This is a genomic window from Sphingobium sp. FW305-3-2-15-F-TSA7 (assembly GCF_058787155.1).
The window spans coordinates 62627-75413 of sequence record NZ_JBYSZM010000033.1; the positions used below are offsets into that span (position 1 = coordinate 62627).

The following is a 12787-nucleotide window of genomic DNA, read 5'->3' on the forward strand; positions in this document are numbered from 1 at the left end:
TTTTCGGCGGAACGCCGAGGGTGAATGCAGCCGACCGTCATTGCGCGCGCCTCACCAGCGTCAGGTCGGCGAGCCCCTGCCCCGTCTCGTCCGCCACGGCGATATCGACACGAATCGCGATGCCGTCGCCGATGCGGCGCGCGGCGCGCGTCCAGCGCCAGGTGCTGCCGCCATTGACTTCCTCGCCCCTGGTTTCGCCGAGCGTCGGCGGCGCGGGATCGGTCAGCGTTTCCGCCGCCAGATTGCGCGCGACGATCTGCGCCATCGTCCGGCGGTCGAGCTCGTGCGTGCTCGACAGCGTCGCCCCCTCCAGTCGCAGCAATGCAAGCGCCGCCAGGCTGAAGACCGCGAGCGCGACCATCATTTCTATCAGCGTGAAGCCCTCGGTGGAGCGCCGGCTTGCCGCGAAAACGTGCTCAGGGTGCGACATGGATCGTCCCATCCTGCCCGATCGCAACGGCAACCTGTTCGCCCTCGCGCCGCAGCGTCACCGTCACCGCTTCGCTCGGCAGGCCGGTGCTGTCGAAGCTCACCGTCTTGCGCGCATCATGCCCGATCGCGACGCCGATCCCCGCGCCCCATTCGGCGCGCCGCAATTCGCGGATCGGCACCGGGCGCCAGGCACCGCGGCTCCGCTGCTCGAAGCCATAGCCCAGCGGGTCCATCGCCAGGCTGGTCTCGCGTCCATCGACCACGGCGCCGTCGCGCGCGATGCGCACGCGCGCGGCGAAGGTCTCGGCAGCGTCGACCAGACGGCCACGGGGATCGGGAATGGTGAGCATGACGATGGCCGACATCGCACCGATGATCGCAATCACGATCATCAGTTCGACGAGTGTGAAGCCGTGTTCGGCGGAACGCCTCACGGGCGTAAAACCGCTATCTGCCTCAGCGCCAGTTGCCGATATCGGCATTTTCACCCTCGCCGCCTTCCTGGCCGTCGGCGCCCAGCGAATAGACGTCGAAGCTGCCGTTGCGGCCGGGAACCGCATAGAGATAGGGCCGACCCCAGGGATCCTCGGGCAACCGCTTGATATAGCCGCCGCGCCGGTAACGCTCGGGCCGGGTCAGCGACGGCGGCGCCTGGATCAGCGCGCGCAGCCCGTCCGACGCCGCGGGATAAGTCAGATTGTCGAGCCGATATTGTTCGACCGCCTGTTCCAGCGTGAGCACGTCGGCCTCGGCCTTCTTGCTGATCGCCTTGTCCTGCGCGGGCATCACATTGATCAGCACGATGGTGCTGAGCAGGCCGATGATGACGATGACGACCATCAGTTCGACGAGCGTGAAGCCGTTTTCGGCGGAACGCCGAAGGGGCGTGAAGCCGCGTTCGTTTTGCCGCTCTTCTTCTCTGTCATTCCCGCGAAAGCGGGAATCCTTGCAATGCTCGTCGGCACGAGCAGGAGCGGAAAGATCCTCTGGATTGGCTTCGCCGCACTGGCGTGTCCCGCTTTCGCTGGAATGACAATCGGGGGTGAAACGCGTCATGACTTTACCTCAGATGCCCGCCAGCGATTGAAGCTGGAGGATGGGAAGCAGGATGGACAGGATGATGAGCGCGACGATGCCGCCCATCAAGACGATGATCGCGGGTTCGAGCAGCGACAGCGCCGCGGCGGTAAAGCCGTCGAATTCGCGTTCGAGATAGTCGGCGGCACGCTCGAGCGTCATGTCGAGCCGCCCCGCCGCTTCGCCGCTCGCGGTCAGATAGACGAGCAAGGGCGGGAAGACGCCGGCGCGCTTGAGCGCGGCGGACAGGCTGCCGCCGCCACGGATCGCCTCGACGATATCCTCCGACGCGCGGCGCAGCGCGCGATTGTGGACGGTCTGCGCGGTCAGGTTGAGGCCTTCGAGCAATGGCAGCCGGCTCGACACCATCGTCGCCAGCGTCCGCGCCATGCGCGCGGCATGAAGATCGCGGATCAGGCGGCCGATCAACGGGATGCCGAGCAGGGCGCGATCGAAGCGCAATCGCAGCCCCGGATCCCTGAGCGCGCGCCAGGCGAGCACGCCGAGCATCGCACCGGCCGCGAGCAAGGCCCACCACCAGCCGACGAGGAATTCGGACAGGCCGATCACGATCCGCGTCAACAACGGCAATTGCTGGCCGACCGTGTCAAACTGCTCGACCACCTTGGGCACCACGAACATCATCAGCGCGACAACGACGCCGATCGCGACGAAGGCGAGGACGATCGGATAGGCAAGCGCACTCATCACCTTGCCGCGCACCAGCGCCTGCCGCTCCTGCAGATCGGCCAGCCGTTCGAGGATCACCGGCAAAGTGCCCGAGCTTTCGCCCGCCGAGACCATCGCCCGGTATAGCGGCGGGAAACTCTTGGGCTGCCGGCCCATCGCTTCCGACAGGCGCCGTCCCTCGACCACGCCGGCATGGACCGCCTCGACGACGGTGCGGACATGCGCCTCCTCGCTCTGCCGCGAGATGGTGCGCAGCGATTCCTCGAGCGGCGTGACCTGGACCAATGTCGCCAGCTGGCGCGTGAACAAGGTCAGTTGCTTGGGAGTGAGCTTGCGGCGCGCAAAGATCGATTTCGACAGCAATGGCGGCCGGGCCGCGACACCGCTGCCCGGCTCGATGCGAACGACATAGAGACGCTTGCGGTCGAGCCGCGCCCGCGCATCCTCGATGCTCGGCGCAGCGACGCTGCCGCGCTGTTCGCGGCCGGCGGTATCCAGCGCGAGATAGTCATAGTCAGGCATGGCGGCCGTCACGCATCGGCTGCCTCGCGCCGCGAGATGCGGACCGCTTCCTCGGGCGTGGTCAGCCCCTCGCGGACGAGCTTACGCGCGGCGGAGCCGAGATTGGGCGCGTTGAGAAAGGCGTGGCGCGCGATGATCGCCTCGTCCCCGCCATCGTTGATCAGGCGGCGGATCGTGTCGTCGATGCGGATCGCCTCGAACACGCCGATCCGGCCCTTGAACCCCGTGCCGTTGCACGCCTCGCAGCCGACGGGCTCGTAAATCACCGTGCCGGGGTCGAAACCGAGCAGCGAGCTGACCGACCCCGAGGCCTGGACCGGGCGGCGGCAGGACGGGCAGAGCCGGCGCACCAGCCGCTGCGCGACGACCGCGCGCAGGGTGGACGCGAGCAGGAAGGGCTCGATCCGCATGTCGCGCATCCGCGTGATCGCGCCGACCGCATCGTTGGTGTGGACGGTGGACAGCACGATATGGCCGGTGAGCGAGGCCTGCACCGCAATCTCGGCGGTTTCGCGGTCGCGGATTTCGCCGACCATCACGACGTCTGGATCCTGGCGCAGGATGGCGCGCAGCCCGGCGGCGAAGGTCAGGCCGACCTTGGCATTCACCTGGGTCTGGCCGACGCCGTCCATCGCATATTCGACGGGATCCTCGACGGTCAGGATGTTGCGTGTCCCGTCGTTGAGCAGCCGCAATCCGGCATAGAGCGTCGTGGTCTTGCCCGAACCGGTGGGGCCGGTGACGAGAATGATGCCATTGGGCTCCGACAGCGCCTCGCGCAGCAAGGCGTTGGTCTCGGCGGTCATGCCGAGCACGTCGAGGTCGATGCCGGCATTGTCCTTGTCGAGAATACGCAGCACCACCCGCTCGCCCGCGCGGCTCGGCAGGGTCGAGACGCGGACGTCGAGCAGCTTGCCGCCGAGCGTGAGGCCGATACGGCCATCCTGCGGCAGGCGGCGTTCGGCGATGTCGAGCCGCGCCATCACCTTGACGCGGCTGACCACGACGGGTGCGACATGCGCCGGCATCCTCAACGTCTCGCGCAGCACGCCGTCGACGCGCATGCGCACGACCAGACCGGTTTCATAGGGTTCGATATGGATGTCGGACACGCCCTGACGCGCGGCCTCGGCGATGATGCCGTTGATCAGGCGGATGGCGGGCGCGTCGTCGGCGCTGTCGAGCAGATCGTCGGCGGTCGGCAGGTCGGTCGCCAGCATGTCCAGCTCGTCGCCGAGGCCCAGCGATCCCGCCGCCATCGCGGCGGCCTGACCATCCATGGCGTAGCGTTCGGAAAGCAACCGGTCGAACGCGTCTACATCGACGGTCTCGACGACCAGCGGCTGGCCGAGCCAGCGCCGGATCTCGAGCAGCGCGCGCGGGTCGCTGCCGTCGCGCAACGCCACCCCGAAACGCCCCTCGTCCTTGCCCAGCAGCGCCACGCCAAATTTGCGGGCGAAGCCATAGGGGATGTTGACGATCAGCACGGGCGCCGCGACGGGCTCTTCCACGGTCACCGCCGGCGTCGCTTCGGATGCATCGCCCCGACCGATCTTCACGGCTTGGGCTCCACGGAACCGGCGGGCGGCGCCACGACCTGGTCGGTCGCGCTCTGCTCGGGCGGGATCGGCGGCGCCGCACCCATATAATCGCGCACCAGCTCGTCGAGCGTCGGCTCGCGATCGGGCCGGTCGAGCAATTGCTGATCGCGCAGATAGCCATAGCGCTGCTCGGCAACGGCCTGGGCATCGGCGCGGTTCTTGATGATGGTGGGCCGGATGAAGATGGCGAGATTGGTCTTGCCGCGCGATCGCGCCTTCGACCGGAACAGCGCACCGAGCCCCGGCAAATCGCCAAGGAACGGTATCTTCTCGATCGTGCGCCGCTCATTGTCGTCGAGCAGGCTGCCCAGCGCGACAATCTGGCCGTCGTCGACGACGACGGTGGTGGTGATCTCGCGCTTGTTGAGGATCAGGTCCGACGAGTCGTTGGAAACCGGCCCCGCGATCGAGGAGACTTCCTGGCGCAGGAACAGCTTCACCGATCCGCCCGCACCGATCTGCGGCTTCACCTCGAGCTGGATGCCGACATTCTGGCGCTGCACGGTGCGGAAGGCATTGTCGAAATTGCCCGACAGCGCCTCGCCGGTGGTGACCGGGATCTCCTGGCCCGCAAGGAATTTCGCCTGCTGATTGTCGAGCGTCATCAGCGACGGCGCGGAAAGCAGGTTGGATTTGGAGTCCGACTTCACCGCGTTGATGATCGCGCCGAAGATCGCATCCTTGCCGATATTGAACGCCATGCCGGCGATGCCGCCCTTCGCGGCCAGCAATTGCTGCGCCGCCGCGGCCTGAAGCTGGTCGCTGATCGCCGATCCGCTGCTGGTGGTGACCGTCGTGCCGTTGATCACCGTGGTCGTCCGGTCGAGCTCGCGCGCGGCGATCGCACCGGCGATCGTCGCGATATTGGGCGTCGCGTTCGAATAGTTGGTGACGGCATAAGGCACGCCGCTGCCCGGCTTGCCGCCGAGCAGGAACTGGACGCCCAGATTGCGCGCCGCGGTGTCCGAGATCTCGACGATGATCGCCTCGACCAGCACCTGCTCCCGCCGCGCATCGAGCTGACGGACGACTTCGCCCAATTGGCGCTGCACATCGGCGGGCGCCGCGATGATGATCGCGTTGGCGCCTTCGAAGCGGGTCACGATCGCCTGTGACCGCCCCTGAATGCCCTGCCCCGCCGGCACGCTGGATATCGCTGCCTGAGTCGGTGCCGATGGCGCGGCCAGTCCGGATCCGCCCTTGCTGTTGTTCGCATCGCTGCCGACCGAGCTGGTCGCCTGGCTCGAGGGCTGGCCGGTCAGTTGCTGCAGCACGGGGAGCAGCTGGCCCGCATCGGCATATTCCAGCCAGAAGACGCGGATTTCGGTGCCACGTTCGGCGCGTTTGTCGAGATCGCGCGCGACTTCCGCCAGACGCGAGACGGTCGAGGGGTCGCCACGCAGCACCACGGAATTCGAACTGTCGATCGCGACGATCGTCGCCGCCGGCCCACGCGTCGCGCCATCGGCGCCCGCCGTGCCGTTGCCGACAAGCTGCTGCAGCGACGTCGCGATCTCGCGCGCGCCAGCATTCTTCAGCGCGATGAGCGTCGTCGAGGCGCTATCGCGGTCGATCTGCTGGACGAGTTGGCGGATGCGGCGGATATTGTCGGCATAATCCGCCACCACCACCGAATTGCCCGCGCGATTGGCAGTGACCGAGCCTTCCTTGCTGACCAGCGGCCGCAATGTCTCAACCGCCGAGGCCGCGTCGATCGAGCGCAGGCGGAAGACTTCGGTGACGAAGGCATTCTGTGCGCTGCCCCGCGTGCCGACGCGGCCCGGCTGGGCGGCCGCGGTATCGGCGGGCTGGATGCGGAACGCGCCACCGCCCGTCGGGATCGCGACCAGCCCGTTGGCGCGCATCGTCGCCAGGAACACTTCGAAATATTCGGACTTGGACAGCGGCCGGTCGGTCACGACCGATACCTTCCCCTGCACCCGCTGATCGACGATGAAGGTCCGTCCGGTGACGCGCGCGGCGTCCTGGATGAAGGCGCGGACATCGGCATCCCGCACATTGAGTGTGGTCTGCTGCGCAGCCAATGGCTGCGACAGAATAAGCGCGATGGCCGTTGCGGCGCCGGTCAATAATCTACGCATTATCTCGCTATCGAAAGGACGATGGGAATGACGTTCGCGCCACGTTCGACGCTGGCGGTGACGTTGGCGCCGGGCGTGGCTTGGGCCAGCAACCGCTCGGCATCGGCCGGCGACGTGATCTGTTGGCCGTTGACGGCGACCAATATGTCGCCCTCGGCAAAGCCGACGCTGCGAAAGGTCGCGCCATCGCCATTGGGACGCAGGACAAGGCCGGTCACGCGACCGCCATCGGTGCGCGGCAGGAATCCGATGCCGCCGCGCAATTGCGTGGCGGAAACGGTGCGGCCGCCCGGCGGCGGCGCGGCGGCGGGCTGGCCGCCGTCGAGCGAGATTCCGGGTGCGACCGCCGCGGCCTCGGGGGCCGGCACCGACTGATCGATGAAAAGCTGTTCGATCGTCCCGCCGCGATCGATCGTCACGCTGTCGAACGCCACGCTCTTCAGCATCACGCCGGGCATGATCTCCTCACCGACGGCGATGCTGTTCTGGACACCGTCGGGCCCCGCGATGATCGCCGATCCGCGGCCATTGACCTCATCGATCCGCGTCCCGAACAATTTGAGCTGAAGCGAAGTGACGACCGCCGCGCCGCCGCCGCCGGCAAGCCGGAAAAACGGGTCGAAGCCGCGGAACAGTTCGGCGCGATTGGCGACCGCGCCGGCGGTGCGATCGGTGAGCCGCCAGTCGCCGAACGGCCCGACCGGCGTCAGCACCGTCCAGACCAGACGCGCGCACTGCACCGCGAGCAGCAGCAGCAGCGCGATCTCGATCACGCTATAGACGTTCATGTGCGGCATGCTGCGCAACCAGCGCCGGGCTCTGCCATCAAGACTTAGACGCATGTGGTTCCCCCGGGGCGACATGCTCCGCTAGTGCGATAGTGTTGCCGGTCGATGACTGTAATATGACGCTATTATTTCACCGGGCAACCGCCCGATTTCCGGCTTGAAATTACCGCATCGCATCGGCTTAACCCGTGCCATGACAGCGACGATATCCAATGGAACCGGCCCCGATGCAGGCCGACATCTGATCGGCCAGCCGCGCGTACAGCGCGTACCCAGTCCCAAGCTGAGCCTGTTCATCCGCAAGGGTTTCGCCAACCCGGCCGAATGCGCGGCGATCATGGAACGCATCGATGCGAGTCGCAGGCCCTCCACCATCGCCGATTCGAACGGCGATCCGCTTTATCGGACGAGCGAAACCTGCGATCTCGATCGCGCCGATCCGGTGGTGGGCGCGCTCGAGGAGAGGATCGCGGAATTTCTCGGCATCGATCCGCAATATGGCGAACCGCTCCAGGGGCAGCGTTATGCGGTCGGGCAGGAATTCAAGCAGCATACCGACTATTTCGAGCCCAAGGGCACCGACTATGACACTCATTGCGCGATTTCGGGCCAGCGCACCTGGACCGCGATGCTTTACCTCAACGAGCCCGAAGCCGGCGGCGCGACACGCTTCCTGACGATCGGCAAGCTTGTCCAGCCCGAAACCGGCAAGCTTTTGTGCTGGAACAATCAGCGCCCCGACGGGACCCCCAATGCCGCGACCTTGCACCACGGCATGAAGGTGCGCGCCGGCACCAAATATGTCGTGACCAAATGGTTCAGGGAAAGGCCCTGGCCAGCCTGAGTATTCCAGGCTGCGCCCGTTTCACCGCACTCGACACGCGTCCTTCAATGTCATTCCCGCGAAAGCGGGAATCCAGACGATGCCGGGCATATACGCGGGCGACTCCTGGATTCCCGCATTCGCGGGAATGACGATGACTTGGTTCAGAACTTCACTTCGACGCCCAGCGAGAAGCTGCGGCCGACATTATAGGTGTTGATATCCACCCGATTGGCGCCGAACTGCTGGAATTCCTCATATTTCTGCGCGGTCAGATTACGCGCTTCCAGCTTGAGCTCCATATTCGCGCCCAGGAAGGTCACCGCTTCGCGCGCGACGAAATCGACACGGAAGCCGGGCTTCTCGATGATGTCGGGCTGGCGTGACAGGCCCTGGATCGGACCGCGATTGGTGACCCGCTTGCTCGCATAGCTGAGCAGGATCGTCGCCTGCGAGATCTTGTCGGTATCCTCGATGCCGATCTGGATATTGCCGAGATGATCCGACTGGCCGGTGAGTTGGGCGCCGTCCTGGAACAACAGGTTCGCCGCCACCGGCTGAAGGTCCGGGCCGATCACGACCGAATCGTCCACCTTCAGCTTGGACTGGGTGTAGGTGTAGTTGCCGATCAGCACGAGCCGGCGGGTCGAGAAGAAGTCGCCGCCCAGCCCTTCCAGCGGGATGTGCTTCTGGACTTCGATCTCGGCGCCGTAGAGCTGCGCCTGCGGGGCGTTGGCAAAGCCGGTACGAAGCTGGCCGCCGCCCGCGAAGAACGCCGCCGCCTCGATCGGATTGTCGATCTTCTTGTAGAAGCCCGCGACCGTCAGCCGCTCGCCGCGTCCGAAATAATATTCGTAGCGCGCTTCGGCGTTGAACAGCTTGCTGTCCTTCAGGAACGGATTGCCGGTGAATTCGCGGTCGGATTCGAAATCCTGGTAGATTTGCGGCGCCAGTTCGCGGAACTGCGGACGGGCGAGCGTCTTCGAGGCGTGTATGCGAAACTGCATGTCCTCGGCGAAATTCCAGGTCAGCGTCGCGGCGGGCAGCCAATAGCTGTTGGAAAGCCCGGTCGCGGCGAGATTGCCCACCGGCTTCACGCTCTGGACGGCATCCTCGTAACGGACGCCGAGCGTGGCGCGCACGCCGTCGGTCACTTCGGCTTCGACCTGGCCATATCCGGCATGGACGCGCAGATCCGCCTCATAGGCCGAGGCGCCTTCCGCGCCCGAAATGTCGCGAAGCTGGATGTTGTAGGTGTAGATATTATAGTCGGAGAGCAGGTAATCGGGCCGTTCCTGCGCCACGCCGAGCGGCAGCGCGCCGTCCGGCCGGAAATACTGGAACAGGTAGCGCGACGCGCTCCGCTTGGTCTTGCTGTAATTGTAACCGGTCGACAGCGTGATCGGCATCGCGCCGGGCAGCTTGTACGCCAGGTCGATTCCGCCCGAATAGACGTCCTCGCTCAGGTCGCTAAAGCCGACGGTCGAGAATTGGCCGCCCGACGACAGGTTGTTGATATAGTCGTCGACGTCGCTGGTGCTCTTGGTGTTCGGGTTGCCGTCACCGAGATAGGCATAGCCGATCGAACGCTCATAGGGCGATTCACGTTGCGAATTGGCATAGGTGCCGCGCAGGTCGACGCTGAGATCGTTGAACTTGAACTCGCCGACGAACTGGGTGTCGATCAGCTGACGCTCGAACCAATAGGTGTTCTGTTCGAGCAGCGACGGCGGCAGCGCGGGATCCTGATCGGCGACGCTGCGATTATAGCCCGCGGCAAGCCGTGACTGCTTGAGCGTGTCGCGGATGTAGAGGTTGGTCCAGCGCAGCTTGTGGTCGCCGAATTCCGCGCCGATGCCGAGCATGCCGTTCACGACGATGCGGTTGTCAGTGATGACGTTACGGAAACTCTGCTGCGGAATGCCCGCGAGTTGGGGGTCGGTGGAGCTCTGCTGCAGCGTGTCGCGCGTGCGCCAGTCGTTCTTGTAGCCAAGGGCGGCGATGAAGCCGATGCGGCCATCGGGCAGATCGACCGAGGCGCCGCCGCTGATGTCGGCGGCGAAGTTCATCGGAATATCGCCGTTGCGCTGGAGCAGGGTCGTGCTCGCATTGGCCAGGCTGGCGGCGAAGTCGCGGCGCTGAGCACCGGTGGTGGTGTTGAAACTGCCAGCTTTCATGACGCCGGCGAGCGCTGCGGGGAAATCGCGCCGGCCATTGTCGAAGCCCAGGACGTCGAGATCGCTGCCATAATAGGTATAGCCGAGCTTGCCCGTCGTTTCGGTATCGCCGCTGCCGGAGACGCCGATGTTCAGGAACGGTTCGTTGGGCACCGCCTTGGTGGTCAGATTGATCACGCCGCCGCCGAACTCGCCGGGATAGTTCACCGAATAGCTCTTCTGGACGACCGAGCTGGCGATGATGCTGGTCGGGAAGATGTCGAGCGGCACGACGCGGCGCAGCGGCTCGGGGCTGGGCAACGGCGAACCGTTGAGCAGCGCGAGCGAATAACGATCGCCGAGACCGCGGACGAAGACGAAGCCGTTACCGACCACGCTGAGGCCGGTGACACGCTGGAGCGCGCCGGCGATGTCGCCCTCGCCCGTGCGCGCGATATCCGCCGAGGACAGGACAGACACGACTTCGGGCGTCGCCCTGATCGGTTCGGGAATATAACGACCGGTGACGACGATATCCTCGTCATCGCCCGCGCCGGGCGCGGAGATATCGACCCGCTCTTCCTGCGGCTCGCTCGCAGTGGCGGCGGGCGTCGCAGAGGCCGGGGGCGCGCTCTGTGCGGGATCTGCCGTCTGCGCGACGGCGGCGGGCGCGATAAGCGCCGTGGAAAGCAGGAGCAGGCTCCCAAAGGCAATGGGCTTCTTCATTTCGATATCCCCCTGGTCTGTCAGCGGAGCGCGGGGGGGGGGGGCCATGGCCGCCCGCCCCCGTCGCATGGTCGGCGATCAGGTGGTGGGAAGCGCCGTGCAGTTCGAGCTGGTGGCGCCGAAGCCGACATAGCTCGCATTGCAGGTCCAGCCGGCATACCAGGTGTCCGACGAGTTGCGGACCGCACCGATATAGGCGGTGGTGTCGAAGAAGGCGTTGAGCGTCTTGGCATCGAACGCCGTCACCGCGGTCTCGTTGGCGCCGTTGATATAGATGCTGGCGAGCGTCGAGGTGCCGGTGGGGACATTGTTGTTGCCCGCGAACAACGCCGCGATCGCATCCGACGAGACGTCGGCTTCGTTGCGGAACGGCGTCGGGCACGACATGAACACCGAACGGAAGACCGGCGGGCCATCGTCCTGCAGGCCGGCATCGGCCGGACGCATCGTCGTGGTGCCGGTCTGGTCGATGTCGACGCAATTCTGCGTACCGACGACGACGCTGTTGACCAGGCGATAATCCGCGCCGCCGCGGATCAGGATGGTGTTGCCGCCCTGGACCGTCGAACGCTGGATGAAAGTGGCGTTGGACACCATGGTCTTTTGGCGAGGCAGCGCGTCTTCGTTGTTGTTCGAATCCGCCTCGATCATCGAGTCGCCATTGCTGGAGTCGCGCTGGACGGCGATGACGTACTGGATGAAGCCCTGATAGCCGAGATCGGTATCGAGGCCGTCATCGTCGGCACCGGTGATCACGAGGTGCTTCAGATTGGCGCGACCGCCGAAGATTTCGATGCCATCGTCCGAGCTGTTATGGACCTGGATATTGTCGAGCGTGGTGTTGCTGCCGACACCGCCCAGGGTCAGACCCTGTAGTTCGTTGCCCGGCGCAATCGCAAAGCCCGAATAGCGGATCTGGACATATTTGAGCGTGCCGCTGTTGTCGGTGGCGACGGCGCCGCCATAAAGCGAGCTGGTCGTGCCTTCGATGACCTGCTGGCAATTTTCCGAGCCGCCGGCGACCTGGGTGTTGCAATCGCTGATCGGCGCGCGGCCGAGCAGGATGATGCCGCCCCAGAGGCCCTGGCTGCTGTCGGTGACGCTGCCTTCGACATTGGCGCGCGCGGTGAAGATGATCGGCTGCGCGGCGGTGCCGACCGCGTTCAGGCGCGAACCGCGATTGACGACCAGATAATCATTGCCCGCAGACGCGAAGAAGATCGTGCCCGGCTGAACGGTCAGCGTCACGGCCTGGCCGTTGGCGGCACTGCCGTTGCCACCGACATCGGTGCCGACATTAACCGGGCCCGAGATCGAGTAGGCGACGCCCGGCAGGTTCTGAATGGTGGTGTCGGTAGAGAAGCGGGTCGGCAGTTCGCATGCGCGCTTCGAGCCGACGACGCCGCGATCGACATAGCCGGTCGGGCATGAGGCGGCCGGGCTGCCCGGAGGCGTCGGCGTGGGCGTCGGGGTTGGCGTGGGAGTCGGGGTCGGGGTCGGTACGATGATCACGCCGTCGCCGGGCGAGGCGACGTCATCGGCGCCGCACGCCGCCAGCGTCGAAAACGCGCAGCCGGCAAGAAGAATTGAACTAATCCGTTTGATCGTGGCCATGATATCTCCGCTCCCGGCTGGTCCGGGGTTTGAGCTTGTGGAGAGGCGATATGCTTGACCGACTCGCAGCCCCCTTCGCCCTCGGCTGCGGCCCTAGAGGTGGATGGTGACGCGCTTGTGCGACTTATGAGACGGTTCGAAGACATCGATATGACTGATTTGTGACCACCCCTGCCCGTGGCGTGCGCGGAATTCATCGATCCTTCAGGATAAGCGCCACGATAGGCGAGCATGCGCGGGCACGGCCGGGCGACAT

General features: G+C 65.7%; 10 protein-coding genes. 1 reads left to right on the forward strand and 9 read right to left on the reverse strand.

Annotation, left to right across the window (positions count from 1 at the left end):
- Window positions 1-37: 37 nt before the first annotated feature.
- Genes gspI through AC3WN8_RS23005 form a run of 7 tightly spaced genes read right to left on the reverse strand, consistent with a single transcriptional unit; the run spans window position 38 to window position 7212 of the window.
- Window positions 38-430: a type II secretion system minor pseudopilin GspI gene (gspI, locus tag AC3WN8_RS22975; RefSeq protein WP_492671819.1), complete on the reverse strand. Its 393-nt coding sequence runs from the start codon at window positions 428-430 to the stop codon at window positions 38-40.
- A complete protein-coding gene (locus AC3WN8_RS22980; RefSeq protein ID WP_492671820.1) occupies window positions 417-866 on the reverse strand; it encodes a GspH/FimT family pseudopilin in 450 nt (149 codons plus the stop codon). Before AC3WN8_RS22980 ends, gspI begins: the two co-directional genes overlap by 14 nt.
- A gap of 22 nt (window positions 867-888) precedes the next feature.
- Window positions 889-1488 carry a type II secretion system major pseudopilin GspG gene (gspG, locus tag AC3WN8_RS22985; protein WP_492671821.1) on the reverse strand — a complete coding sequence of 200 codons (600 nt, stop codon included), beginning with the start codon at window positions 1486-1488 and terminating at the stop codon, window positions 889-891.
- Between the two features lie 9 nt (window positions 1489-1497).
- The gene (gspF, locus tag AC3WN8_RS22990; protein WP_492671822.1) at window positions 1498-2721 is read right to left on the reverse strand and encodes a type II secretion system inner membrane protein GspF; all 1224 of its coding nucleotides are present in this window, start codon (window positions 2719-2721) and stop codon (window positions 1498-1500) included.
- An 8-nt stretch (window positions 2722-2729) separates the two neighbouring features.
- A complete protein-coding gene (gspE, locus tag AC3WN8_RS22995; protein ID WP_492671842.1) occupies window positions 2730-4238 on the reverse strand; it encodes a type II secretion system ATPase GspE in 1509 nt (502 codons plus the stop codon).
- A gap of 38 nt (window positions 4239-4276) precedes the next feature.
- Window positions 4277-6424: a type II secretion system secretin GspD gene (gspD, locus tag AC3WN8_RS23000; RefSeq protein WP_492671823.1), complete on the reverse strand. Its 2148-nt coding sequence runs from the start codon at window positions 6422-6424 to the stop codon at window positions 4277-4279.
- Window positions 6424-7212, reverse strand: a complete 789-nt coding sequence (locus AC3WN8_RS23005; RefSeq protein ID WP_492671824.1) for a type II secretion system protein N — start codon at window positions 7210-7212, stop codon at window positions 6424-6426. Before AC3WN8_RS23005 ends, gspD begins: the two co-directional genes overlap by 1 nt.
- 193 nt (window positions 7213-7405) lie before the next feature.
- Here AC3WN8_RS23005 and AC3WN8_RS23010 point away from each other — a divergent pair, with 193 nt between their 5' ends.
- Window positions 7406-8056 carry a prolyl hydroxylase family protein gene (locus tag AC3WN8_RS23010; RefSeq protein WP_492671825.1) on the forward strand — a complete coding sequence of 217 codons (651 nt, stop codon included), beginning with the start codon at window positions 7406-7408 and terminating at the stop codon, window positions 8054-8056.
- Window positions 8057-8199: 143 nt separating this feature from the next.
- On the opposite strand, the gene AC3WN8_RS23015 is transcribed toward AC3WN8_RS23010, so the two are convergent.
- Together AC3WN8_RS23015 and AC3WN8_RS23020 are read right to left on the reverse strand one after the other, a co-directional pair.
- Window positions 8200-10917 (reverse strand): TonB-dependent receptor domain-containing protein, encoded by a 2718-nt coding sequence (locus tag AC3WN8_RS23015; protein ID WP_492671826.1) that lies wholly within the window; start codon window positions 10915-10917, stop codon window positions 8200-8202.
- A gap of 78 nt (window positions 10918-10995) precedes the next feature.
- Entirely contained in the window at window positions 10996-12531 is a 1536-nt protein-coding gene (locus AC3WN8_RS23020; RefSeq protein WP_492671827.1) for a beta-helix domain-containing protein, read from the reverse strand.
- Window positions 12532-12787 lie beyond the last annotated feature (256 nt).

Excerpts from the sequence above, each read along its gene's own strand:
- gspF (WP_492671822.1), bottom strand. The coding sequence starts at position 2,721 with ATGCCTGACTATGACTATCTCGCGCTGGATACCGCCGGCCGCGAACAG.
- AC3WN8_RS23015 (WP_492671826.1), bottom strand. The coding sequence starts at position 10,917 with ATGAAGAAGCCCATTGCCTTTGGGAGCCTGCTCCTGCTTTCCACGGCG.
- gspD (WP_492671823.1), bottom strand. The coding sequence starts at position 6,424 with ATGCGTAGATTATTGACCGGCGCCGCAACGGCCATCGCGCTTATTCTG.
- AC3WN8_RS23020 (WP_492671827.1), bottom strand. The coding sequence starts at position 12,531 with ATGGCCACGATCAAACGGATTAGTTCAATTCTTCTTGCCGGCTGCGCG.
- gspG (WP_492671821.1), bottom strand. The coding sequence starts at position 1,488 with ATGACGCGTTTCACCCCCGATTGTCATTCCAGCGAAAGCGGGACACGC.
- AC3WN8_RS23005 (WP_492671824.1), bottom strand. The coding sequence starts at position 7,212 with ATGAACGTCTATAGCGTGATCGAGATCGCGCTGCTGCTGCTGCTCGCG.
- AC3WN8_RS23010 (WP_492671825.1), top strand. The coding sequence starts at position 7,406 with ATGACAGCGACGATATCCAATGGAACCGGCCCCGATGCAGGCCGACAT.
- gspI (WP_492671819.1), bottom strand. The coding sequence starts at position 430 with ATGTCGCACCCTGAGCACGTTTTCGCGGCAAGCCGGCGCTCCACCGAG.